This window comes from Sphingomonas alpina (genome assembly GCF_014490665.1).
In the GTDB taxonomy this organism is placed as follows: Bacteria; Pseudomonadota; Alphaproteobacteria; order Sphingomonadales; family Sphingomonadaceae; genus Sphingomonas; species Sphingomonas alpina.
On sequence record NZ_CP061038.1, the window covers coordinates 3,205,343 to 3,229,197 of the forward strand.

Consider the following 23,855-nt stretch of genomic DNA (forward strand, 5'->3'; position numbering starts at 1 on the left):
ATAATCTTCAAGTGGTGGAAAAATCAGAACTTAGTGCAGATGCACCGCGTCATGAAGGTAAAGCGAGGTGAGCAGCGCGAAGACATAGGCCTGAATCGCGCAGACCAGCAATTCGAGTGCGCTGACGCCGACGATCATCACGAAGCTGAGCAAGCTGACGACCGGGCCCATCGCGCCACCGGCGTTGAGGCCCTGAACGACGAAGCTGCCGAACACTTCGAGCAGGATGTGCCCGGCGGTCATCGCGACGAACAGTCGCAGCCCAAGGCTGAACGGGCGCACCAGGAACGACAGCAGTTCGACCGGGGGGATCAGCCACATCAGCCACAGCGGCGTGCCGTGCGGTACGAACAGCGAGAAGAATTTCAGGCCATGCTTCCACAGGCCGACCAGCAGCACGATGCCGAACGACAGGAACGCCAGCACCGCAGTGACAGTGATATGGCTGGTTACCGCGAAGGTGTGCAGACCGGGCAGGATCGCCAGCGGCAGCACGCCGACCAGATTGGCGAACAGGATGAAGAAGAACAGCGAGAAGATGTACGGCGCGAACTTCTTGCCGCCCGAGCCGATATTCACCTTCACCATATTGTCGATGAAGCTCACCGCGCCTTCGGCGGCAACCTGCCAGCGGCCGGGAATCAGCTGACGCTTCAGCCCGCCCGACATGAAGACGGCGAGCAACACGAACACGACGACCATGAACAGCGCCGAGTTGGTGAACGAGACGTCGTACCCGAACAGTTCGATATGGCGGCCGAGCACGGGCTCAACCAGGAACTGTTCCATCGGATCGATTTTGCCGGCGCTCACTCTGCGCGCTCCTTCGAAATACGGAAGATGTTACGGAAGGCCACGACAATGGCCAGCGCGATCAGGATCAGCATGATCCACGGCTTGGTGCCGAACCATTGGTCCAGCGCCCAGCCGAGCACGCCGCCGCCAAGCGGGGCGCCGATCAGCTCGGCCAGCACGCGCGACCCTTGCGCATAGCCCTTGGCCGGCTTCGCCACGCCGACATCACCGGCACGCGCCTCTTCCGCCGCACGCGCCTTGGCGATGCGGAGATCGAGGTCATCGGTCTGGCGGTCGTCGACCAACGCGAAAGCATCCTGATAAGAAAACGCCGCCGGGCTTGCGCACGGCGACGAGAAACCTGGGAGAACTGCTGCACAGGGCCCCCGTTGCGGCGTCCGTTTAGAAAAGGGGGGGTCCTGAGTCAACCGGTGTGAACGGCGGGGATGATCTGCCCCTACCCGCCCCGACAAACCATGCGAGCCCCGATTCGAAACCCGGCATGGACACTCCGGTCGCCCGTCATGCTGGCTGTTATTCGCTGTTATCCGGCAATATGTTTTTTGCTGGCTGTTATTGCCGCCGCCAAACCTCGATTCCTGCCGATAAATCAGCATGTTGATACCCCCTGGCTGTTATTCGATAACAGCCACCGAACAGCGAACGGAACAGCCAGCATAACAGCCAGCAATCGGGCCGGAACAGCCAGCCGGTGCGCCGGAACAGCCAGCGATCGATTCAACCGATCGGCGAAATCGGCTTTCGGGGGTCTGGGATCATCCATCAGCGAGGCTGTACCATGAACGAACAGACGCTTGAATCGAACGAGGCGCAGGACACCGCCGGAGAAACGCCGGCCGCGATAGAGACGCGCGAGCGCAGGCACGGGCCGGGAAGGCGTTTTGTCAAAGGCATATCCGGCAACCCCGCCGGGCGGCCACCCGGTCGCCGTGCGACGGGCGCGCGTGGCGACCGCCTGCCCGGCGCGGACCAGCCGACCCGGGCGATGATCCTGGAGGAAGCCTATCGAATGGTGCGGGTGGAGGATGCGGACGGCGAGATCGAGATGCCGGCGAACCAGGCAGTGTTCCGGGCGCTGACCGCAGCGGCGATGCGGGGCAACCAGCTCGCGCAGCAGCGCTGGACCGCGATCGTGCGATTGGCCGAGCAGGAGCAGAAGGACGCGCAGGTCGCCCTGTTCAATATGCTGGAACGCGGCGGCGTGAATGAGCGCTATTGCGCCGAGCAACGCGGATACGTGCCGTTATGGACGAGCGACGACGATATCCTGATCGACGGGGTATCGGGGGTGGCGGTGGTGCGACCAATGTCGGGGGAGAGTGAGGATGAGGCGTAGCGCTGGCCAATGCGTACTTATCGCGGGAAAGAGCGATCGTTTCACGGATATCGCGCCAGCACTGGAGCGGTCGGTGGTTAACGACGTTCCTGGGCGCAGTGTTTGACGGCGCAATGCGCTATGCCATGCTCCGCAAGGCGCAGAGCTTCGGTCATCCGGTCGGATCGAAGGAATGGCTCACCGACATGGAAGCCCGCAGCGCCCTGCCCCGCGCGCCGCGCAAGCGCGGGCCGGTGCCGGAGAATTAGGGGTTATTGCACGTGTTACCGTAATAGAAACCTGGGAATATGGCGACTATGACACAAACCCCGCACAGCGACGATCATTTGTTCGAGTATTTATCTCATATGATGAATAAATTCGACGAAAGTGAGATTGTAACCACAGAAAGTGATAATAAATTTATCCACAAAATTGCAGAAAATAACCTTGGATATCTTCATGTTCTATATGGAGGATCATCATCATCTTCTTTAAATTCCTTACGGAACTTCTATATCCATCGAGATTATTTGGAATTTATGAGATCGTATTCTGGAGCAAGTTTATTCGACAATACTTTTCAAATATTCGGACTTAGAGATAATTTAAAAAGAAGTATTCTTCTCAATGATCAAAACGCTATTTCTTTAAAAAACAGATCCGGCATAAATGTGAAAAGTTATTTAGATGTTGTAGATGATTTTTGGTTAAAAGTTTCCTGTGTATCTTTTTTTGAAAAATCATATTTTATAGAGTTAAGCAAAGATGGCGATATAAGATTAGTTTCGGAATCGGTATTTACAGAAAAATTTTATTCATTCTCTCAGTGGTTTAAATTTATTTGCCAATTCATTGATAGTTCTTCTTACACCAATGGATGCGATATAAGTAAAGGAGAAGCTTTAGAGTTAGAATTTGAAAGTATTGTTTTTAACGCGTGACGCCAAGCGCCATCCTACACTCCCCAGCAGGACATCACGGCGGGCAGCGATGGCGAGAGCCCGGATTACGGGATTACCGAATTGAATTACGGTAACACGTGCAACAACCCCTTTACTCGGCGTAGTGCGTCGCTAGCCTTAGCCAATGGCCAGACTCGCCCGTATCGTCCGGCCCAGCATTCGCACCATGTGACGTAGCGCAGTAACCGGCGCGATCGGGTGTTCTTCAAGGATGCGAGGGTGGCGGAGCGTCGCCTATGACGATCTGGGCTATTGCCTGATGCCCAGCCAGTACCGCAGCACCCGCTGTCATCAATCCCGACAATAACTGACCCCGAAGCTTCATAAATCGGCAATCATGCCGTTTTTTTACCTCGCTACAGGCCTGCCGGTCGCCGTTGTGCGGCGCAACATAATTGGCAGGGACGGCAATGATCTTTTTCGACAAACGAGTTTTCTGGCTGAGCGGCGCGGCAGTGATGGCGCTGGCGGCGGCCTCCCCTGCCCTGGCCAAGGATGAGGTTGCCGCCCCGGCGACCCCGGCCGCCGACGCTACCACGGATGCTCCCGTGGACGGGGCCGACGATGCGATCATCGTCACCGCGCGTACCACGCGGTCGGTGACTCAGGTCACCGGCACCGACATCCAGAAAATCCTGCCCGGCGTCTCCCCGCTCAAGGCAATCCAGACACTGCCCGGCGTGACCTTCCTGACTGCTGACCCCTGGGGCAATAACGAGCAGAATATCTCGCTGTTCATCCATGGCTTCAATGCGCAGCAGCTTGGCTACACGCTCGACGGCGTGCCGCTCGGCGACCAGACCTATGGCAATTATAACGGCCTGTCGCCGCAGCGCGCGATCATTTCGGAAGATGTCGGCCGCGTCACGCTCGCTTCGGGTGCCGGCGATCTCGGCACTGCATCGACCAGCAATCTCGGCGGCACGATCGACACCTTCTCCAGCGACCCCAAGTCGGAAATGGGTGCGACGATCGCGCAGACGCTGGGCAGTTATGACACGCAGCGCACTTATGTCCGGCTCGACAGCGGCACATTCGGCAATGGCAACAGCTTCTATATCTCCGGCCTGCGCCACAAGGCGAAGGCATGGGATTTCAACGGCAAGCAGGGCGGATACCAGGCCGACGCCAAGTTCGTGCATGACGATTCGACCGGCAAGCTGACGCTCTATGCCGCCTATTCGGACAAGATCGAGCCGAATGAGGACGCGACGGTGATCAATCTCGCCAATCGCGCCACCGCGCCGTATGCGCGCCCGTTCCTCTATCCCAATTTCCAGGCCGCGCTGCCCTATTTCTCGCCCGTCACGTTCGATGACAAAAACCCCAATTATCGCAATTATTACAGCGACGCGCAGCGCACCGACTGGCTCGGCTATGCCAAATATGACTGGCATATCAGCGACAAGGTGACCTTCTCCAACCAGGTCTATTACCATCACGACGACGGCGTCGGCGTGGTCGCCGGCCCGATCAAGGTTGCCGGCCTGCCGCAGCTTTTCTCCTATTATTTTCCCGGGACCGGCCTGCCGACGACAACAGAAAACCTCACCCGCCTGAGCAATTTGTTCGGCGGGTCCGGCCTGGCGACCCGGACCACGGAATATCGCATCGACCGCGGCGGCCTGTTGTCGAGCGTGCAGGTCGAGCTGGGCAATCACCAGATCGAGATCGGCGGCTGGTACGAGCGTCAGAGCTCGTCGGCCAAGCGCCGCTGGTACGCGCTGGACGTCAGCAATCCGTCCACGCCCTATCAGCGGCCGAACGACACGCTGACCCCGCTGATCACGCAATATTGGAGCGAAGTGCGCGTCGATGAACTCCAGACGCATATCCAGGACAGCTGGAAGCCAATCCCGACACTGACCGTCCAGGCCGGCTTCAAGAGCACGTTCCAGCGCGCGCGGCAGTTGATGAAGGTGCAGCCGATACCGGGATCCTTCACCGGATCGACGGCGCTGCCCAATGGCGAGATCAGCACCAACACCTGGTTCCTGCCGCAGCTCGGCGTGTTGTGGGAGGCCGGCGACCATATCCAGCTGTTCGCCAATGCGCAGAAGAATATCCGCCAGTTCCAGACCAGCGCGGCGAGCGGCCTGTCGCCCTTCGCTTTGGGCAGCCAGAAAGCGTTCGATATCTTCCGCGATACGGCAAAGCCCGAAACCAGCTGGACCTATGAAGCCGGTGTTCGTGCGCAACAGTCGTTCGGCGGCGGGATCAGCTTTGACGGCCAGATCAGCTATTATCATGTCGATTTCAGCAACCGGCTGCTGTCGGTCAGCCCGACCCCGGTGATCACCTCGATCGTCAGCGGCTCACCGCTGATCAACAATGTCGGCGGCGTGAAGACCGACGGGGTGGATATCGCCGGCACGCTGCGCGTCGGATCGCATTTCTCACTCTACAATGCGCTGTCCTACAATGTGTCGAAATATCAGGACAATTATGTCAGCGGCACCACCACGGTGCCGACCGCGGGCAAGAAGGTGCCGGGATCACCGGACTGGGTCTATAAATTCATCGCCAGCGCGAATTACAGCATTTTCGACGTGCAGCTGGTCGGCGACTATCTCGGCAAGCGTTATGCGACCTATACCAACGACCTGTCGGTCCCGAGCTATTTCACGCTTTCGGGGCGGCTCGGCGCGGCGATTCCGCTTGGCGACAGCGCGTTCGTGAAGGAGCTGAATATCAGCCTCAACGTCACCAACATCACCGACAAGAAGGCCGCGTCGACGCTGAGCATCGGCGCCGCATCGGGGACGTTCAATCAATTCCCGCTCGCACCGCGCCAGTGGTTCGGGACGATCAGCGCGAAGTTCTAGCAGGAAGGCTTTTGATTAACCCACCGCCGTCATTCCCGCGAAAGCGGGAATCCCGCTGCCTTGCGTCACGCCTCGCGGAAGAAAAAGCGGGATCCCCGCTTTCGCGGGGATGACAGTGGGAGGGTATATCTGAAGCCGCCCAATTCTGGAGCGACGTTGGTTTGCGCTGGGAGTGGGCCAGCTCAGGATCTGTTCCAGCCGACACCAAAAAGGGCCGCGATTCGCATCGCGGCCCCTTTCTTATCGCTCAACTGACGGCGCACCTTACGGGCAGCGCGGGTCGCGTTCCGGGGGCGCGGATGTGCGCGTCTTCCAGCTGCCGTCGGGCGCCATATATTTCTCGCCCGGCTTGGTCTGCGTGATCAGGTTGCAGCCAAAGGTCAGGCCCTGGTCGATCACCGTCACGTTCGCGGCCGCGGCCTTTTGGGTATAGGTCGCCTTGCGCTGAATGTTGATGTTGGAGACCATCGCCCGCAGCTGCGGCGTACCCGCACCGACCACGCCGAGATAGCCGTCGGGTTGTTCGCCCACCTGGCCGGCGTCGCGCGCGGCCTGATAGGCCGGGTCGCGCTGCGCCAGGGCCATGCTTGAAACAGAAGCGAGCACCAGGCCCGCCGCAATCATCATCTTGTCCATCGTCTTCATCAGAAAATTCCCGGATTGGCCTGGATGGTCGTTTTCGCCTCACCATCGAGACGGTACACGACCTCCTGTTTCACGTTGATGTTGAGGTTGATCACAATCGGCTTGTCGGGCGCGCTGACATTCACGCATCCCGCCAGACCGGACAGTGCCACCACCCCAAGGGTCATCGTTCTACTTCGTTTCCAGATCACTGCATCTGTCATGGCACGGTCCTGCTTTCTTGAGGCTGAATGGCCCCGGGCTGCCCGGGGGCAGTCTGGGAGCCTGTATCGGTGGCGTTCCTTGAGGCGGGGTGGCGCGTTTCTTCTGTTCCTCGATCAACGCCGGCAGGTTCCGCTCGATCAGCCGTTTCGGATCGTAGAAGGATTGAGCCGAATCGATCAACTGCCGAAACGGCGCCGTGATGCGGACATTGAACACGAAGGGCAGTTTCTGCAGCCGGTCGAACAGGAAATTGCGCTTCGCCCCATCGCCCTGCCCGACGCCCGCAAAGCGCACCTCGGTGATCATTTCGCCGGCCAGCGGCCCGTTCATGATCACCTCGAGATTGCGGTAGCGCAGGGATTTCAGCGCCTGGAAGGCGAGATTGCCCCAGAAGCCGACATCCTCCTGAGTCACTTCGCCGAGATAGGCGACCGTCCCGCCCCCGGCGCGCATGGTCAAATGCCCATTCTCGATTCGACCGCCGGCCTGGTCGAAGATCATCGGCATGCTGCCGTCGAACGTGCCGGTCGCGTTGAGATTGTCGAAATCGAACTGCTGCAGGAACTTGCCCGCATCCATGCCGGTCACGCGGAACGTCATGCGGCGCTGCTGCGCCTCGGTGAAGTCGAGCAGGGTCGGCTCCAGCACCAGTTGGCCGCCAGCCAGCGGCCAGTCGCCGCTTTCCACCTGCACGCGGGTGCCGGCGAGGGTGCGAAAGACGATGCGCCCCTCATTGACCGGGATGCCCGGGTTGATCGTCTTGATCGTGACGACCTGCCCCGGTGCGCTTTCCAGGTTGAGCAGGTCGGTGAAGTGAATCTCGCCCGCAATGCCGGTGACCGGACCAAAGGCAGCGGCCAGATCGACATTGGCGGTGCGGAACACGCCGTCGCTGGTCACCGCATCGGCATTCCAGCGGATCTGGCCGGTGCCGGCCACCGTGCCCGCGACATTGGCGATCACGCCAAAGGTCAGCCGGGTCAGTTCGTCGGGCTGGAACTTGTCGTTGAAATTCAAGCCGGCGACGGCGAGGTCGGCCTTGCCGGCACCGTCCGACAAGTCATGCACGATCGCGACGGTCGCAACCTGCACGCCCTTTTCGGGATGCACCAGGGTGCCGGTCGCGGCGATCTTGCTGTCGACCAGCGTCAGCACGACATCGCGCGCGGCAAGCGGCTTGAAGCGCGGATCCGGTTCGGCATCGGCCACACTCATCGCGCCGTGCAGACCGAGCCGGCCACCCTCGAGCGTCCAGTCGCCCGCCGCCGCCGACATCAGCAGCGGCACCTTGCCGATCTGGCCCGCGCCACCGGCGAAGCTGCCCCTGACGATGTTGCCGTCGAGCCGTCCGTCGAGCGTGGCGAAGTCGAGCCGGGTCAGCCGCTCCTCGGTGCCGAGCCGCACCGCCAGATCGGTCAGGCCGAAGCCGGTATCGCCGAGCGTGATGCGCGAACCGGCGGCCGCCAGCGTGACCGGTGTGCTGCCGAGATTACCGGCGAGGCGAGGTGCGGCAATCGTCGCGCCGCCGCCCAGCCGCCCATTGTCGAGGCGCATCAGCGCGCCACCGACCGGGCAGAGATCGAGGCTCGCCGGGCGCAGCACCAGGCCGGACACCGCCAGCCGCTGGAACGACAAAGGCGTGCAGACGGGATTGAGCAACAGCCGCGAGCCGCCGTTCCATGCGCCGTCGAGCGCGACGCTCAAGCCATCCACGCGCCCGTCGCCGAGCGGACCCGACAGCGTGGCCCTGGTCGAGACGCGCGTATTACCGCCCGGGGTCGCGCTGAACCGGACCGGGGTCAGCGCCAGGCTGGCGCCGTTCGCCGTATAGGGCTGGCGCAGCGTGGCGACGCCGGTGACCGGCTTGCCCGGCGCCGATTGCGCCAGCGTGGCCGACATGAGAGGGAAGCCTCCGCCACCGATATCGAGCTGCCCGGCGATGCGCACGCCGTCTTTGGGCCAGCCATAGGAGAGAGCCGCGTTGTCGAGCGTGGCTTCCAGGCCGGACGGCGAGGAAAGGGCGACTTTCGAAACATCGACCCGGCCCGAATTGCCGCCGATCACCGCTGCAACATCGCCGTTGACGCTGAACGCGTTGCCGGCCGTGATCGCCGCTTTGGCCAGTTGCGCCACGATCGGCCCGACCGGCGTCCCCTGTCCCATGGTCGCCAATTGCCCGATCGGGGCGAGATAGGATTTGGCCAGCGCAACCGTCCCCGCACCGATCGTGCCGGTGAAGCCACTCTGGCTGGCGATCCGATAGTCGCCGGCGATGGCCAGTGAGGACCCGCTTGCCACCGCGCTGCCGAAGCGGCTCGCGGCGAGATCGACCCGTCCCTTCGTCTCGGCGGCGGTGCCGGCAAAGCCGATCGTGCCGCTGATCGCAGCCAGTTGCGCCTGCGGGTGCCGCACGGTCGCCACCGCCAGCCGCGCCTTGCCGGTCCAGCGGTCCAGCGTTTCGCTCAGTGCCAAGCCGAGATCGCCGCCCAGCCCAGCGACTCGCGTGTCGCCGCACGTGACCGCCACGGCACGAACCGGTCCGGTCAGCGAAGGCCTTGCTTTCGTGATCCTGATCTTCAGCGCCGCCGCCGGCTTCTCGGCGATGCAGCTGCCGGCGTCGAGCCGGTCCGACACCGCCGCCAGCGTGCCGGCAAAGCCATCATCCAGCCGGCCGCGCCCGCTGAGCTTCAACCCGATCACACCGTGCGGCGTTTCCAGCCGCATGCGGCCATCGGCGACATCCAGGCCGATCGCGGGAAGCGCGAAGGGCTTGCCGCTCGGCGCCGGCAGCAGGCGATCGAGCGCGCCCAGCGATATTTTGCCATCGATCAGTTTGCCGCGCAGCCGCACATGCCCCGCCCGCACCGCATCGACCGACGCGCCGGAAAAGCCGACATTGGTGCGCAGTTCGATCCAGTCCGCCACCAGATCGGGATGGGCCGGATCGCCGAGCACGACATTGGTCAGCCGCTGCCGGTCGAAGCCGAGATCAGCGATGGAATATCGCGCGGGCACATGGTTTTCGGCCAGAAAGCTGTCGACATAATTGGACGCAATCGTCTTGCGCTGAGTCCAGAGCGCCATCAGAGCGCCGAGCAGAACCAGCGCGATGACCGCAATGATCCGCGCCCCACGCCCCAGCCTGGGGAGCGCACGGCGGCGCCTCCGGCGCTCCGGTGCGGCGTCTGGCAGGTCAACTGGGTCAGCCGTCACGCCGTTCGATACTCCTGGATGGCGTCACGACTGGGCCTAGAATAGACGCTTGGCCGCTTCGCGCAATTGCGCAGCCGCCGCCAATGGGTAATTCATGGAACAGATGAGCGTTCCCGACCCCGATACAGCCGGTGATGCTACCGGCCACCGCGCCCGCTTGCGCAAGCGGCTCAACGAGCATGGCGGCGATGGGCTGCTGGATCATGAACTGATCGAATATCTCCTCGCGCTCGCCATTCCGCGCCGCGACACCAAGCCGCTGGCCAAGACATTGCTGGCGGAATTCGGCGGCATCGGCGGGGTGCTGGTGGCCGACCCGACTTCGCTGGCGCGCATCTCGGGCATGGGCGAAACCGCGATCGCCGCGATCAAGATCGCCAATGCCGCCGCGCTGCGCATGCTCCAGGCCGAGGTCAAGCAGCGCCCGCTGCTCGGCAACTGGCAGGCGCTGCTCGATTATCTCCATGCCGATATGGCACATCATTCGATCGAGCGCGTGCGGGTGCTCCACCTCAACACCCGCAACATGCTGATTCGCGACGAATTGATGAGCCAGGGGTCGATCGACGAAGCGGCGGTCTATGTCCGCGAAGTGATCCGCCGCGCGATCGAGCTGGGCTCGGCAGCGATCATCCTGGTGCACAACCATCCAAGCGGCGACCCGACCCCGAGCCGCGCCGATATCGACCTGACCCGCAACATCGTCGAGGCGGGCAAACGGATGGGCATCGCGGTGCATGATCATATCATCATGGGCACCAGCGGACATGCGAGCCTGAGGGCGCTGGGGCTGATATGAGCCGCATGGCTGGAAGCGCCTTGCGGCGCGACACGTTGCATTGACCAAGCTTACACGACCGCCAAGGTTCATTGCGGACAGTGCCGGAAGAGATTATCTTTCGATCCGATAAGCTTGGGAGAGAAATCGATGTTTCGCTCGATTATCGTCATCGCTGCAGTGGCGGCATTGCCCGCCCCGGCCGTTGCCAAGAACAGTGTCCTGGCCGCGGCGGACCAGGATCGTGTCGTCTGTGTCCCTAAGCGTGACGCCGCCGGCAAGCGGATCGGCGGCGAGTTCTGCCAGACGGGCCGCGAATGGGAAATCGCCCTGACCAAGCTCCGGCCGAAAAATGCCGGGTGGTCCTCCGTATACAATAAAAGCGCCTATCTTGCGGGCCCTGGCTATTACCAGACAGATTTCAGGCTTGTGGCGCACCGCTGATCGGGCGTCCTGCGCGCATAGGCATTGAAGAGCGAGCCAAATGCGGCGCTGGCTGATTCGAAGTTTCCGGAATTGGCTCCCGGAATCAGAACGGCCGCCATATCCTGGGATATGGCGGCCGCCCCGGAGGGACATTTCCCTGACGCTAGCGGTTAGCCCTGCGACAGGAAGCCCGTCAGCTCGGTCTTCGAAACCGACTTGCTCTTGTCGGCATCGGCGGTGGCGAAGGCCTGGCCGATCCACTTCTTGACCTCGGCACTGTCCGACTTGGTTGCCGGATCGCTGGCAGTCTTCAGCGCGACCATCCACGATGCGAACTCGGTTTCGCTGAGATCGCCATTCGCGTCCTTGTCATAAGACGGGAACTCGGTGTTCACGACCTGCGCGACCTGTTCCGCCTTGCTGGTGGCGGGTGCGGGCTGCTGCGCGACCGCCTGTTCGGCGGGCGCCGCAGCAGAATCCGTCGGCGTGGTCTGCGCTACGGCAGAATCTTGCGCCGCCGGCGTGCCCGTGGCGGCCTGATCGGTCGCTGCCATTGCATCAGGCGCAGTCTGGCTCTCGGCAGGAGCCGGACTTGTTGCAGTCTGCGTCGTCGGTTGCGAAGTTGTTGCTGCAGGAGTTGCAGGATCGCCCGACACCGGCTTATCTTGAGCCAGAGCAGGAACAGTAATAGTCATCGCACCGGCAAGAAGAATATATTTCAACATGATTTCTCTCCGAATAAATAGTATCGGAATGCTCGATGGCGTTATCACTACCCTCCAGAGCACTCAAAGGTATCAACCTCCCACTATCCAGATAGTTCATATTTTCACGATTTGAAGCGTCGGCTCGTCCCTGCTAACGCGCGCTTCATCGCGAGTCCGTTCGCGATTCACGATGAACAGAACTCCGATTTTCAGGAACCGTTGCAATGGTGCCACGCTATTCCCGCCCCGACATGGTCGCTCTCTGGACTCCGGAGGCCCGATTCCGCATCTGGTTCGAGATCGAGGCGCATGCAACCGATGCGCTTGCCGAACTCGGCGTGGTGCCAAAAGAAGCCGCCGCCGCAATCTGGGCCAAGGGCGCGTTCGAGGTCGACCGCATCGACGAGATCGAGCGCGAGACCAAGCATGACGTGATCGCCTTCCTGACCAACGTTGCCGAGCATGTCGGCCCCGAAGCGCGCTTCATGCATCAGGGAATGACCAGCTCGGACGTGCTCGACACCTGCCTTGCGGTGCAGCTCGCCCGCGCCTCCGATATCCTCATCGCCGATATCGACGCGCTGCTGGCGGTGCTGAAGCGCCGCGCGGTCGAGCATAAGCTGACCCCGACGATCGGCCGCAGCCACGGCATCCACGCCGAACCGGTGACCTTCGGGCTGAAGCTGGCTCAGGCCTATGCCGAATTCGACCGCAACCGCGCGCGCCTCGTCGCAGCGCGCGCCGACATCGCCACCTGCGCGATCTCCGGCGCGGTCGGCACGTTCGCCAATATCGACCCGTTCGTCGAAGCGCATGTCGCGGAGAAGATGGGGCTGAGCATCGAGCCCGTCTCGACCCAGGTCATCCCGCGCGACCGCCATGCGATGTTCTTCGCAACGCTCGGCGTGATCGCCTCATCGATCGAGCGGCTCGCGACCGAGATCCGTCATTTGCAGCGCACCGAAGTGCTCGAGGCGGAGGAATATTTCTCGCCCGGGCAGAAGGGGTCGTCGGCGATGCCGCACAAGCGCAATCCGGTGCTGACCGAAAATCTCACCGGCCTGGCGCGCATGGTGCGCGGATTTGTCACGCCCGCCCTGGAGAATGTCGCGCTGTGGCACGAGCGCGACATCAGCCATTCCTCGGTCGAGCGCTATATCGGCCCCGACGCGACGATCACACTCGACTTCGCACTCGCGCGCCTGACCGGCGTGATGGACAAGCTGGTCGTCTATCCGGCGCGGATGGAGAAGAATCTCAACAAGATGGGCGGCCTGGTCCATTCCCAGCGCGTGCTGCTCGCGCTGACTCAGGCCGGGGTCAGCCGCGAGGACGCCTATCGCCTGGTCCAGCGCAATGCGATGCGGGTGTGGGAATCGGACGGCGCACTGTCGCTGCAGGAATTGCTCAAGGCCGACCCCGAAGTCACCGCGGCCCTGTCGGTCGCCGAAATCGACGACAAGTTCGACCTTGGCTATCATCTGAAGCATGTCGATACGATCTTCGCGCGCGTGTTCGGCGAATGAGGAGAATCATTCGCGCCCGATACTGATTGATGTACGCCTTGGCGCATCAATCATTCGGGGCGAATGACGACATGGCGACGATCGGTGCTTCGGTAGGACTGGGCGGCTTCAATGACGAAGCCGATGTCATCACCGTTCAACATCTGCTCAACGCCTGCATCCCCACATTTGGCCTCGCGAGGCTGGTCGAAGACGGCGATTGTGGTCCGGGCACAATTCTCGCCATCCAGGCCTATCAGTCGAAAGTGCTCGGCGCAGCGCTTCCCGACGGCCGGATCGACCCCGGCGGCCGCAGCTGGGCCGCGCTGGCGGCAGGACAATGCCTCAAGCCGGCAAAGCCCCCCGCGCCGGCCACCAGGAGCGCCCCGCTCAGTGGGGCTGCGTGGTGGGACGCCAACCAGGCGAAATATCCCAACAGCAGCAAGCTCGCCGATCTCGCCTCGCCGTTTCGCGAGAAAGTGATCGCCTTCACCAATGCGCTAAAGGCCGGCGGTGCGCGGATCAGCGTGGGATCGACACTGCGCAGCCCGGTGCGCGCGAAGCTGATGCTCTACAGCTGGGAAGTCGCCAATGGCGAGCGTGCACCGAATGCGGTGCCGGTGATCCCGGGCTGCGCGATCAATTGGGATCATGGCGATCTGGCCAAATCGAAAAAGACCGCGCGCGAGATGGTCAGAAAATTCGGCATCGTCCGCAAGCCCTCGACCGGCCTGTCACTACACACCATGGGCCGCGCGATCGACATGACGGTCAGCTGGACCGGCACGATCGTGGTAAAGGATGCAACCGGCGTCGAGCGCTCGCTCGATACGCCGCGCAGCGGGGAAAACAACACTGCACTGCACGCGATCGGCGCAACCTACGGCGTGATCAAATTCGCCTATCTGCCAGCCGATCCACCGCACTGGTCCGACAATGGGCATTGACGCTTCCGAAACCATATCCCTGCCGTAACGATTGCGTTTTCTGCATTCGCGACTGTGCGCAACAATGTTGCACCGCAGCATAATAATTGTATTTCGGCCGGACCGGACTTAACCGGTATTCGGAGACGACCCATGCGTAGTTTGGAAGCCGTGGTCAGCAGCGTGCTGGCAGTTGCGGCCCAGGCGCTGGTGGTCGGGTTGGTCATCACGACCTTCTGATCCATCAGCCGGACCGCCCCTTCTTGCAGGAGGGGCGGACACGGCCGGGATCATCATCACATTATCCCGCGACCGCTTTCTTCATCTTGTTGAAGAAGCCCGTGGTCTGCGGATGTTCCTTGCCCGTTTCGGTCGCACGGAATTGTTCAAGCAATTCGCGTTGGCGCGACGTCAGGCTGGTCGGTGTCTCGACCTCGATCCGGACGACCAGATCGCCGCGACCTCGCCCTTGCAGCACCGGCATGCCGGCGCCGCGCTGGCGCAGCTCGCGCCCCGATTGGGTACCGGCCGGGATCTTGATGCTGTGCAAGTCCCCGTCCGGCCCCGGGATGTGAATCTCGCCGCCCAGCGATGCGGTGGTGAAGCTGATCGGCGCACGCGCGAACAATGTCGTTCCCTCGCGTTCGAAGATCGAATGCCGGACAACATGCAGGAAGATATAGAGGTCCCCCGCCGGTGCACCGCGCGCGCCTGCCTCTCCCTCGCCGGTCAGGCGCACACGCGTGCCCTCATCGACGCCGGGCGGAATGTTGACCGTCAGCGTCTTGGTCTTCTCGACCCGGCCTTCGCCGTGACAGGCGTTGCACGGATCGCTGATCACCTGGCCCTGACCATGGCAGCTCGGGCAGGCGCGCTCGACCACGAAGAAGCCCTGCTGCGCACGCACCTTGCCGGCACCACCGCAGGTCGAGCAATTCTTCGCGCTGGTACCTGGCTTCGCGCCCGACCCGGAACAGGTGTCGCAGGCGGCCGAGACATCCACCGTCACGTCGGTCGATTTGCCCTGGAACGCCTCTTCGAGCGTGATTTCCATGTCATAGCGCAAATCGGCGCCGCGCCGCGGGCCGCGCTGGCCGCCACGCTGGCCGCCGCCCATGAACTCGCCGAAAATATTTTCGAAGATATCGCTGAAAGCGTTGAAGTCCTGGCCGCCCCCACCGCCGCCCTGCCCATTGCGGAATGCCGCATGGCCGAACCGGTCATAGGCCGCACGCTTCTGCGGATCCTTGAGGCATTCATACGCCTCGCTGATCGCCTTGAACCGGCCTTCAGAATCCTTGCACCCGGAATTCTTGTCGGGGTGATATTTCATGGCGAGCTTGCGGTACGACGATTTGATCGTCGCATCGTCGGCGCCGCGCTCGATCTCGAGCAGTTCGTAGAAATCGACTTCGGTGGTCATATTGGGCCCCCGCCCTCCCCGTCATCCCGGATGAATCCGACATGACGGGGGGTACGCATCTACTGAGTTACGCTTTCTGGTTGTCGTCGACTTCCGAGAACTCGGCGTCGACCACATCTTCGGCAGGTGCCGCTTCGGCATCCGCGTCAGCCGCAGGCGACGCTTCCGACGCTGCCTGCTTCTCGTAGATTGCCTGACCGAGCTTCATCGCGACCTGCGCCAGCGCGTTGGTCTTTTCCTTCATCGCCTCGGGATCACCGCCTTCGACCGCGGTCTTGGCATCAGCGATCGCCGCTTCGATCTCACCCTTCAGTGTGGCGTCGACCTTGTCGCCATGCTCGGCAATCTGGCGCTCGGTCGTGTGGATCAGGCTGTCGGCATTGTTCTTCGCCTCGGCCGCCTCACGGCGCTTCTTGTCGTCCTCGGCGAACTGCTCCGCGTCGCGGACCATCTGATCGATGTCCTTGTCGCTGAGACCGCCCGAGGCCTGGATGCGAATTTGCTGCTCCTTGCCGGTGCCCTTATCCCGCGCCGACACATTGACGATGCCGTTGGCATCGATGTCGAAGGTGACCTCGATCTGCGGCACGCCGCGCGGCGCCGGCGGGATACCGACCAGGTCGAACTGGCCGAGCATCTTGTTGTCCGCCGCCATTTCGCGCTCGCCCTGGAACACGCGGATCGTCACCGCCTGCTGATTGTCGTCAGCGGTGGAATAGGTCTGGCTCTTCTTGGTCGGGATCGTCGTGTTGCGATCGATCATGCGGGTGAACACGCCACCCAGCGTCTCAATGCCGAGCGACAGCGGCGTCACGTCAAGCAGCAGCACGTCCTTGACGTCGCCTTGCAGCACGCCGGCCTGGATTGCAGCGCCCATCGCCACGACTTCATCCGGATTGACGCCCGAATGCGGCTCCTTGCCGAAGAAATCCTTCACGACCTGACGCACCTTGGGCATGCGCGTCATGCCACCAACCAGCACGACTTCGTCGATCTGGTTCGACTTCACGCCGGCATCGGCCAGCGCCTTGCGGCACGGCTCAAGCGTACGCTGGATCAGGTCCTCGACCAGCCGCTCCAGATCGGCACGCGTAATCGTCTTGACGAGATGCTTCGGCCCATTCTGATCAGCGGTGATAAAGGGCAAATTCACCTCGGTCGTGGCTGCCGAGGACAGCTCGATCTTGGCCTTTTCGGCGCCTTCCTTGAGGCGCTGGAGCGCCAGCTTGTCCTTGGTCAGGTCGATGCCTTCGGCCTTTTTGAAATCTTCGGCCAGGAACCGCAACAGCTTGTCGTCGAAATCCTCGCCGCCCAGGAACGTGTCGCCATTGGTCGCCTTCACTTCGAATACGCCGTCGCCAATCTCGAGGATCGAGATATCGAAGGTGCCGCCGCCAAGGTCATAGACCGCGATCGTCTTGTTGCTGTCCTTGTCGAGACCGTAAGCCAGCGCTGCCGCGGTCGGCTCGTTGATGATGCGCAGCACTTCGAGACCGGCGATCTGGCCGGCGTCCTTGGTCGCCTGACGCTGTGCGTCGTTGAAGTATGCCGGCACGGTGATGACCGCCTGGGTCACCGTCTCGCCGAGATAGGCTTCGGCAGTTTCCTTCATCTTCTGCAAGGTGAAGGCGCTGATCTGCGACGGCGAATAATCCTTGCCGCCGGCCTGCACCCAGGCGTCGCCATTCGCGCCCTTGACGATGGTGTAGGGCACCAGTTCGGTGTCCTTCTTGGTCACCGGATCGTCGAAGCGGCGGCCGATCAGGCGCTTCACCGCAAAGATGGTGTTTTCCGGATTCGTCACTGCCTGGCGCTTGGCCGGCTGGCCGACCAGTCGCTCGCCATCCTTGGCGAACGCGACGATCGACGGCGTGGTGCGCGCGCCTTCCGCATTCTCGATCACCTTGGGCTTGCCGCCTTCCATCACGGAAACGCAGCTATTGGTCGTGCCCAGATCAATACCGATTACTTTAGCCATTTGGTCCTCTGACCCCCGTCGTTCTAAAAAAATGCCTTCCGACCGCATCCCGATGATCGAGACACGATACGTTACAGAAGGCGATATAGGGGGGCTTTCGCTTGCCGCAAGATTTTCGCTTGCGTAGTTGGGGCTCAGCTTTCCCGAAGTGAGAGACTATGATGCGCCTTGCGATCCTGCTTACCGCCGCTGCGCTGGTGCTCAGCGCCTGCTCGCCCCCTGCGGAAATCGAGGCGCGCGACGGCTATGTCCGCCTCGCTGCGGTGAAGGGACGCCCGGCCGCGGCGTATTTCACGCTCCATGGCGGCGCCTCGGATGCGACGCTGATGAGCGTCGATTCGACTGTCGCGATCAAATCCGAGATGCACGAATCGATGAAGGCCGGAGCCGGCATGACGATGAAACCGATCAGCGACTTGCCGTTACCGGCGCAAGGGACGCTGGCATTCACGCCCGGCGGAAAGCACGTCATGTTGTTCGACGTCAATCCGGGGATCAAGCCCGGTGCGGTCGTGCCGCTGACCTTTACCTTCACCAATGGCCAGCGGGTGGACTATAGGGCACGAGCGATCGGCGCTGGCGATCCGGCGCCCGAATTCTGAGCGACGGACTTCATCGCAGTGGCAGTTGCGTGGTCGATTTGATTTCGGACAAGGCCACCATGGAATTGATTTCCTGGACCCCGGGCACCTGCGACAATTTGTCGAAGAAGAACCGTTCATAGGCCTCGATGTCCCGGGCGACGATACGCAGCATGAAATCGACGCTGCCCATCATCACGAAGCAATCGAGCACCTCCGGAAAGCTTTGAATCGCTTCGGAGAATTCGGCGAGATTGGACCGGCCATGGGCGCTGAGCTTGACCTGTGCGAAGATCTGCGCGTTGAGGCCGACCTTACGGCGATCGAGCAGGCTGACCTGCGCCTTGATGTAGCCCGCCTCTTTCAGCTTGTTGATTCGGCGCCAGCATGGCGGCTGCGACAGGCCGACCATGTCGGCGATCTCACTTGTCGAACGCGAAGAATCAGCCTGCAGAATCTCCAGAATCTTCAGATCGAACTCATCCAAGTCATCAAGCATCATTTATTCTTTCAATCTACAATCTACAATATTTTTATACTGAAATAGAGCCGATTTAGCTCAATTGCGCAATTTTTATCAGCTTCACCCATGGTAATTATCGACCGGAAGGAGAAGCAGATGATCGCCCAAGCCCTGCGTCCGGCCGATTTCGAGGAATGCCTGCACGTCATCGACGACAAGGCCAGCGGTGTTCAGGGGGTCATTGCGATTCATTCAATGGCCCGCGGCCCCGCGGCCGGCGGGTGCCGGTTCTGGCATTACGACTCTCCGGCGGCGATGCACGCCGACGCCGTCCGGCTGGCGCGCGGCATGAGCTACAAGAACGCCATGGCCGACCTGCCCTTTGGCGGGGGCAAGGCGGTGCTGCGCCGCCCCACCGGGTCATTCGACCGCGCCACGGTCTTTCGCGTGTTCGCAGACGCCGTGGCGGCACTGGACGGCGCCTATATCACGGCCGAGGATGTCGGTACGAGCATCGCCGACATGAAGGCCGTCCGTGAGCGCACCCGCTATGTGGCGGGGCTTGAGCCCCGTCCCGGCAAGGCCGGCGGGGACCCTTCGCCCTGGACCGCGCTGGGAATCTTCGAATCGATGAAGGCGACTACTCGCTTTGCGCTCGGATCCGAGCTCAAGGGATTAACCGTCGCGGTGCAGGGCACCGGTAATGTCGGCATGCATTTGTGCCGTCTGCTCGCGGATGCAGGAGCAAAGCTCATCGTTGCGGATGTCGATCGGCATCGCGTGGAGCAAGTGACCCTTGCCCTCGGCGCGCGCGCGGTGAGCGTGGAAGAGATCATCGGGGTCGAGGCGGATGTCTTCGCACCCTGCGCCCTTGGCGGGGTCCTCGATGCGGCCAGCATTCCGCGGCTCCGCGCCCGAATCGTCTGCGGCGGGGCCAACAATCAGCTGGCGACCGAAAGCGACGGGCAAATGCTGCTCGACCGCGGCATCACCTATGCTCCCGATTATGTCGTCAATGCCGGTGGCATCATCAATGTCGCCGCCGAATATCTGGGCGAGACACCGGGACAGGTGCACGAACGCGTGCGGAAGATTCCCGACCGCCTCCAGGTCATCCTGGCGCGCGCGGCGGCAGTGGGTGAACCGACCAACATCATCGCCGATGGCCTCGCCCGGCAAATCATCGCCGATGCGCGGCCGGTACCGATACATGCGTGACCTGGCGGTCGTCGAATTTCGGATACGCGCCCTGGCCGATGTGCAGACGCTGCTGCGGCTGGTCAACAACTTCGCCCAGCGCGGCCTGACGCCGTCGGACCTGACGGCGCGGGTCGACGGCGCCTGGCTGGACATCTCGATCCGCCAGCCAGGCCTCGACCCAATGGGCGCTTCGCTGATCGCCGAGAAGATGCGCGCGACGCATCAGGTGAGTGCCGTGGAGATTCGAGCGCCCTGGGAAATGGTGCGCCAATGAACCGGATGCTCCACCTCGCAAACACCCCCTATCGTCGAGCCTTTATTCGCCCCATTTAGGCGGGCATGCACCGCGACACGACGACAGCTCAGGGAACCGGCCGGCCGCTGACACCGGGCGAGGTCGCACTTGCCCGGTCGATGTACCATGACGGCATCGACCTGAGCGGGATCGAGATACGCCGCCGGAAATGGTTCTTCCTTCAACCGCGCAACACCGTCATGGCGCCGACCGGCCATGTTCATTTCCATCCGCACAGCGACCTGTGGCGCGAAGATTTCAGTATCGAGGATGTCGAACTGCGCGGACTGTTCCTGCACGAACTCTGTCATATCTGGCAGAGCCAGCGCGGGCTTTTCCTGCCCCTTCGACGTCACCCTTTTTGCCGCTACGATTACGCCATCCGGCCGGGCCTGCCGTTCCACCGTTACGGCATCGAGCAGCAGGCCGAGATCGTGCGCCACGCCTTTTGCTGCGTTGCGGCCATCCCGTGACCGGGGCGCCGGATCTCGATCGATATGAATCGATCCTGCCCTTCGGAACGGGACAAAAATCAGAGCGCAAATAGCGTTTCGGCCACCCGATTTTGGCAATTGCTTAACCAATTTCCGCGATTGAATTCCCCTTCACTGGGAGCCGGGCATGAGCGTTCGCGCGGGTTTGTGGTTATATGCATCACTCGCCTTGATCGGCGTGACCTGCGCCCTCGCGGCCGCCGGCCTCTCGATCGACTTTGCGAGCAGCGGCATGCGCGGGGTGCTGATGGCCAGCGTGATCCTTCTCGCGCTGCGGCGCGACCGGATCGACAATATGGTGCTCCGTACGCTGACCGACATCATGGAATGCCTGGGGCTGCTCTCTTTGCTCAGCCTCCTGGGTGCCCTGGCCAGCTATGCCGTGGCGGCGACGACCACTGGTTATGTCGATCACCTGCTCGCAGCGATCGACGCGTCGCTCGGCTTCGACTGGGTCGCGTTCTACCGCTTCTTCGCCCATAATCCCGCCGTCGCGCACCTCGCCATATTGGCCTATTCCAACATCTTCTATTCGCCAGCGGTCATCCTGGTCGCGCTGGTCGTCACCGGCCGCAGGGATCGCGCGCACATCTTCCTGATGGCCTATGCCATCGCGCTGACCGCGACGGTCGCCGCCTTCGCGCTGTTCCCGGCCCAGGGCGCCCTGCTTTATTATATCGGCTGGAAACCCGACTTCATGCCGGCGATCGGCCTCGACCATGTCATGGTCATCGCAAATCTGCGCAGCGGTGCCATGACGGTCATCAACCCTGCCACGCTGTCCGGGCTGATCAGCTTTCCCAGCTTCCATGCCGCCGCCGCATTGCTCTTCATCTGGGCCGCCTGGCCGCTGAAGCTGCTGCGCTGGCCAATGGTGGCGATCAATGTCGCCATGCTCTTCGCCACGCCGGTCCATGGTTGCCACTACCTGATCGACGTGATCGGCGGGCTGATGATCGCCGGCCTGTCGATCGCGGCCTTGCGGCTGCCCATCATGGCGATACTGCGCGGCGATGTGCCGCGCCTGGCGCCGAAACTCGCATTGGCGAAGCTCGGTTAATCAGAGCACGGCAAGGTCGATCTCAGCGAACCGGTCCAGCGTCTTCGATGCATCCGCCATCGGATATTTGAGCCCCGTTGCGCAGTTAAACAACACTGCACTCTCGTCTTCATCGACCAGGCCAAGCCGCAACGCCTCGCGATAAGCGGCCAGCGTCGCGCCGCCCTCGGGACATATCAGCAGGCCATCCTTCAACGCCGCATCCTCGACCGCCTGGAGGATCGCCGGGTCGCCCACCGCCATGGCTCGCCCGCCGCTTTCACGCACCGCGCGCAGGATCAGGAAGTCGCCGACCGCTTTCGGTACGCGGATTCCGGCCGCGACGGTATGCGCATCTTCCCAGCGCTCGGCATGTTCCTCGCCCGCTTCGAACGCGCGCACGATCGGCGCGCAGCCCGACGACTGGATCGCGAACATCTTGGGCCGCTCGGATCCGATCCAGCCCAGCGCCTCCATTTCGGCGAATGCCTTCCACATACCGATCAGCCCGGTGCCGCCGCCGGTCGGGTAGAAGATCGCTTGCGGCAGCTTCCAGCCGAACTGCGCGGCCAGTTCCAGACCCATCGTCTTCTTGCCCTCGATCCGATACGGCTCCTTGAGGGTCGAAAAGTCGAACCACAGCCCTTCCGCCGCGCCCTTGCCGACGATCGCGCCGCAATCGTCGATCAGCCCGTTGACGCGGTAGACGCGCGCACCCTGAGCGGCGATTTCACGGACATTGATCTCCGGCGTATCGTCGGGACAGAAGACGATCGTCTCGATCCCGCAGCGCGTCGCATAGGCGGCCAGGGCCGCACCGGCATTGCCGTTGGTCGGCATCGCGATCTTTTTAATGCCAAGCGCCTTGGCCATCGCCACCGCCATGACCAGCCCGCGCGCCTTGAACGATCCCGTCGGCAGCCGCCCTTCGTCCTTGACCAGCACGTTCGGCCCGCCGGATTTCGGGATCGGCACCAGCGGCGTCTCGATCTCACCCAGACTGACGATATCGCTGGTACGCCGCACCGGCAGCAGCTCACGCCAGCGCCACAGATCGGTCGGTCGCGCCGCGATCATCGCACGCGGCGCAACCGCCCGGATTGAGGGCAGGTCATAGCGAACGAGCAATGGTCGCCCCGCTCGCGAGAGGCCGTGAAGCTGGTCCGCCTCATAGCGCTCGCCGGTCAGCGAGCATTCGAGATGCGTGACGAAGGTCGGGCGATCGGTAGTGAGGTTCGGGTTGATCGGCACGCGGCCCTCCTATCGGTTCTAACGCGCCATTGCATTCAGCCAAGCGGCGAGGAACTCGAGTCCATATCCGACAACCGCCAGGACCGGCAGAACAAATGCATAGGAGAGCGCTGCCACGCGCAAGCTGCGGGAATAGCCCGGCAAGAACAGGAACCAGACGAAGATGATCGGCCAGGCGATCAGCCCCAGCATGAACAGCGCGTTGACTGCGCGCGGTTCCTGGGCCGGGGCTACCGATCCGATCACCCCGCCTTCGCGACCCCGACCAATGCCGGCCGCAGCAACCGGTCCTTGATCATGTAACCCGCCTGCATTTCCTGCACGACGGTGCCCGGCTTCTCATCGCTCGGTATTTCGAACATCGCCTGATGACGGTTGGGATCGAGCGTCTCGCCCAGCACGGTCATCCTGGTAATGCCGTGACGCTGGAACACCGATTCGAGCTCGCGGCCGGTCGCTTCCAGGCCTGCGACCAGACCTTTCATCTTCTCGTCGTCGCGCAATTCGGCCGGGATCGCGTCGAGTCCCCGCGCCAGATTGTCGGCCACCGACAACAGGTCACGGGCAAAAGCGGTCGCGGCATAGGAGCGCGCATCGGCCGCCTCCTTTTCGGCGCGGCGGCGGACATTCTGCGCTTCGGCGTGCGCATAGAGCAGCCCGGACTTGGCCTCGGCCAGTTCGGCCTCCAGCCTGGCCAGGCGGTCCTCGGCGATCGGGTCCGATGCAGCCGGGGTGGGTTCCGCCATGTCGATCGTCTCGGTCGCTTCGGTCTTTTCGTCTTCGATCATGTCTTCGCTTCAGTCCTG

The 23,855-nt window shown here is 62.4% G+C and carries 25 protein-coding genes; 13 read left to right on the top strand and 12 right to left on the bottom strand.

What is annotated here, in order from left to right; genetic code table 11:
- Window positions 1–30 precede the first annotated feature (30 nt).
- Together H3Z74_RS14900 and H3Z74_RS24435 are read right to left on the bottom strand one after the other, a co-directional pair.
- A complete protein-coding gene (locus H3Z74_RS14900; RefSeq protein ID WP_187760394.1) occupies window positions 31–813 on the bottom strand; it encodes a F0F1 ATP synthase subunit A in 783 nt (260 codons plus the stop codon).
- The gene (locus H3Z74_RS24435) at window positions 810–1,100 is read right to left on the bottom strand and encodes an AtpZ/AtpI family protein (RefSeq protein WP_229726602.1); all 291 of its coding nucleotides are present in this window, start codon (window positions 1,098–1,100) and stop codon (window positions 810–812) included. The genes H3Z74_RS14900 and H3Z74_RS24435 overlap by 4 nt, the downstream gene beginning before the upstream one ends.
- A 494-nt stretch (window positions 1,101–1,594) precedes the next feature.
- Here H3Z74_RS24435 and H3Z74_RS14910 point away from each other — a divergent pair, with 494 nt between their 5' ends.
- The 4 genes from H3Z74_RS14910 to H3Z74_RS14920 all read left to right on the top strand — a co-directional run bounded on the left by H3Z74_RS14910 (window position 1,595) and on the right by H3Z74_RS14920 (window position 5,921).
- Window positions 1,595–2,152 (top strand): DUF5681 domain-containing protein, encoded by a 558-nt coding sequence (locus H3Z74_RS14910; protein ID WP_187760396.1) that lies wholly within the window; start codon window positions 1,595–1,597, stop codon window positions 2,150–2,152.
- Between the two features lie 113 nt (window positions 2,153–2,265).
- The gene (locus H3Z74_RS24645) at window positions 2,266–2,400 is read left to right on the top strand and encodes a hypothetical protein (protein ID WP_261300160.1); all 135 of its coding nucleotides are present in this window, start codon (window positions 2,266–2,268) and stop codon (window positions 2,398–2,400) included.
- 39 nt (window positions 2,401–2,439) lie between these two features.
- Entirely contained in the window at window positions 2,440–3,075 is a 636-nt protein-coding gene (locus H3Z74_RS14915; protein ID WP_187760397.1) for a hypothetical protein, read from the top strand.
- A 431-nt stretch (window positions 3,076–3,506) separates the two neighbouring features.
- On the top strand, window positions 3,507–5,921 hold the full coding sequence (locus tag H3Z74_RS14920; protein WP_229726603.1) for a TonB-dependent receptor: 2,415 nt from the start codon (window positions 3,507–3,509) through the stop codon (window positions 5,919–5,921).
- Between the two features lie 264 nt (window positions 5,922–6,185).
- Here the strand turns inward: H3Z74_RS14920 and H3Z74_RS14925 are convergent, their stop codons facing one another.
- The 3 genes from H3Z74_RS14925 to H3Z74_RS14935 are packed head-to-tail and all read right to left on the bottom strand — an operon-like array spanning window position 6,186 to window position 9,983.
- A complete protein-coding gene (locus H3Z74_RS14925; RefSeq protein ID WP_187764344.1) occupies window positions 6,186–6,557 on the bottom strand; it encodes a YdbL family probable chaperone protein in 372 nt (123 codons plus the stop codon).
- A gap of 8 nt (window positions 6,558–6,565) precedes the next feature.
- Window positions 6,566–6,733 carry a YnbE family lipoprotein gene (locus H3Z74_RS14930; protein WP_187760398.1) on the bottom strand — a complete coding sequence of 56 codons (168 nt, stop codon included), beginning with the start codon at window positions 6,731–6,733 and terminating at the stop codon, window positions 6,566–6,568.
- 4 nt (window positions 6,734–6,737) lie between these two features.
- Window positions 6,738–9,983, bottom strand: a complete 3,246-nt coding sequence (locus H3Z74_RS14935; RefSeq protein WP_229726604.1) for an intermembrane phospholipid transport protein YdbH family protein — start codon at window positions 9,981–9,983, stop codon at window positions 6,738–6,740.
- 103 nt (window positions 9,984–10,086) lie between these two features.
- On the opposite strand from H3Z74_RS14935, the gene radC reads away from it, so the two are divergent.
- Window positions 10,087–10,782, top strand: coding sequence for a RadC family protein (gene radC, locus H3Z74_RS14940; RefSeq protein WP_187760399.1), 696 nt, complete (start codon window positions 10,087–10,089; stop codon window positions 10,780–10,782).
- Between the two features lie 129 nt (window positions 10,783–10,911).
- Window positions 10,912–11,205: a hypothetical protein gene (locus tag H3Z74_RS14945; RefSeq protein ID WP_187760400.1), complete on the top strand. Its 294-nt coding sequence runs from the start codon at window positions 10,912–10,914 to the stop codon at window positions 11,203–11,205.
- Window positions 11,206–11,357: 152 nt separating this feature from the next.
- Here the strand turns inward: H3Z74_RS14945 and H3Z74_RS14950 are convergent, their stop codons facing one another.
- On the bottom strand, window positions 11,358–11,741 hold the full coding sequence (locus H3Z74_RS14950; RefSeq protein ID WP_229726605.1) for an EF-hand domain-containing protein: 384 nt from the start codon (window positions 11,739–11,741) through the stop codon (window positions 11,358–11,360).
- Window positions 11,742–12,118: 377 nt separating this feature from the next.
- On the opposite strand from H3Z74_RS14950, the gene purB reads away from it, so the two are divergent.
- Window positions 12,119–13,420: an adenylosuccinate lyase gene (gene purB / locus H3Z74_RS14955; protein ID WP_187760401.1), complete on the top strand. Its 1,302-nt coding sequence runs from the start codon at window positions 12,119–12,121 to the stop codon at window positions 13,418–13,420.
- A gap of 38 nt (window positions 13,421–13,458) precedes the next feature.
- Window positions 13,459–14,346: a peptidoglycan-binding domain-containing protein gene (locus tag H3Z74_RS14960; RefSeq protein WP_187760402.1), complete on the top strand. Its 888-nt coding sequence runs from the start codon at window positions 13,459–13,461 to the stop codon at window positions 14,344–14,346.
- Window positions 14,347–14,626: 280 nt separating this feature from the next.
- On the opposite strand, the gene dnaJ is transcribed toward H3Z74_RS14960, so the two are convergent.
- Together dnaJ and dnaK are read right to left on the bottom strand one after the other, a co-directional pair.
- Window positions 14,627–15,748 carry a molecular chaperone DnaJ gene (gene dnaJ, locus H3Z74_RS14965; protein ID WP_187760403.1) on the bottom strand — a complete coding sequence of 374 codons (1,122 nt, stop codon included), beginning with the start codon at window positions 15,746–15,748 and terminating at the stop codon, window positions 14,627–14,629.
- Window positions 15,749–15,815: 67 nt separating this feature from the next.
- Complete coding sequence (gene dnaK / locus H3Z74_RS14970) at window positions 15,816–17,726, bottom strand: molecular chaperone DnaK (RefSeq protein ID WP_187760404.1); 1,911 nt, start codon at window positions 17,724–17,726, stop codon at window positions 15,816–15,818.
- Between the two features lie 161 nt (window positions 17,727–17,887).
- On the opposite strand from dnaK, the gene H3Z74_RS14975 reads away from it, so the two are divergent.
- Window positions 17,888–18,328: a copper chaperone PCu(A)C gene (locus H3Z74_RS14975; protein WP_187760405.1), complete on the top strand. Its 441-nt coding sequence runs from the start codon at window positions 17,888–17,890 to the stop codon at window positions 18,326–18,328.
- Window positions 18,329–18,338: 10 nt separating this feature from the next.
- Here H3Z74_RS14975 and H3Z74_RS14980 read toward each other — a convergent pair whose 3' ends face one another.
- On the bottom strand, window positions 18,339–18,806 hold the full coding sequence (locus H3Z74_RS14980) for an Lrp/AsnC family transcriptional regulator (RefSeq protein ID WP_187760406.1): 468 nt from the start codon (window positions 18,804–18,806) through the stop codon (window positions 18,339–18,341).
- Window positions 18,807–18,926: 120 nt separating this feature from the next.
- Here H3Z74_RS14980 and H3Z74_RS14985 point away from each other — a divergent pair, with 120 nt between their 5' ends.
- The 4 genes from H3Z74_RS14985 (at window position 18,927) to H3Z74_RS15000 (ending at window position 21,819) form a co-directional block, all read left to right on the top strand.
- Window positions 18,927–19,988: a Leu/Phe/Val dehydrogenase gene (locus H3Z74_RS14985; RefSeq protein WP_187760407.1), complete on the top strand. Its 1,062-nt coding sequence runs from the start codon at window positions 18,927–18,929 to the stop codon at window positions 19,986–19,988.
- Complete coding sequence (locus H3Z74_RS14990; protein ID WP_187760408.1) at window positions 19,981–20,244, top strand: hypothetical protein; 264 nt, start codon at window positions 19,981–19,983, stop codon at window positions 20,242–20,244. Before H3Z74_RS14985 ends, H3Z74_RS14990 begins: the two co-directional genes overlap by 8 nt.
- Before the next feature lie 65 nt (window positions 20,245–20,309).
- Entirely contained in the window at window positions 20,310–20,738 is a 429-nt protein-coding gene (locus H3Z74_RS14995; RefSeq protein ID WP_326838793.1) for a vgr related protein, read from the top strand.
- Window positions 20,739–20,886: 148 nt separating this feature from the next.
- On the top strand, window positions 20,887–21,819 hold the full coding sequence (locus tag H3Z74_RS15000) for a phosphatase PAP2 family protein (protein ID WP_187760409.1): 933 nt from the start codon (window positions 20,887–20,889) through the stop codon (window positions 21,817–21,819).
- On the opposite strand, the gene H3Z74_RS15005 is transcribed toward H3Z74_RS15000, so the two are convergent.
- Genes H3Z74_RS15005 through grpE form a run of 3 tightly spaced genes read right to left on the bottom strand, consistent with a single transcriptional unit; the run spans window position 21,820 to window position 23,837 of the window.
- Window positions 21,820–23,043, bottom strand: a complete 1,224-nt coding sequence (locus H3Z74_RS15005) for a threonine synthase (RefSeq protein WP_187764347.1) — start codon at window positions 23,041–23,043, stop codon at window positions 21,820–21,822.
- A 24-nt stretch (window positions 23,044–23,067) separates the two neighbouring features.
- The gene (locus H3Z74_RS15010; protein WP_187760410.1) at window positions 23,068–23,295 is read right to left on the bottom strand and encodes a hypothetical protein; all 228 of its coding nucleotides are present in this window, start codon (window positions 23,293–23,295) and stop codon (window positions 23,068–23,070) included.
- A complete protein-coding gene (gene grpE, locus H3Z74_RS15015) occupies window positions 23,292–23,837 on the bottom strand; it encodes a nucleotide exchange factor GrpE (RefSeq protein ID WP_187760411.1) in 546 nt (181 codons plus the stop codon). The genes H3Z74_RS15010 and grpE overlap by 4 nt, the downstream gene beginning before the upstream one ends.
- Between the last annotated feature and the right edge of the window lie 18 nt (window positions 23,838–23,855).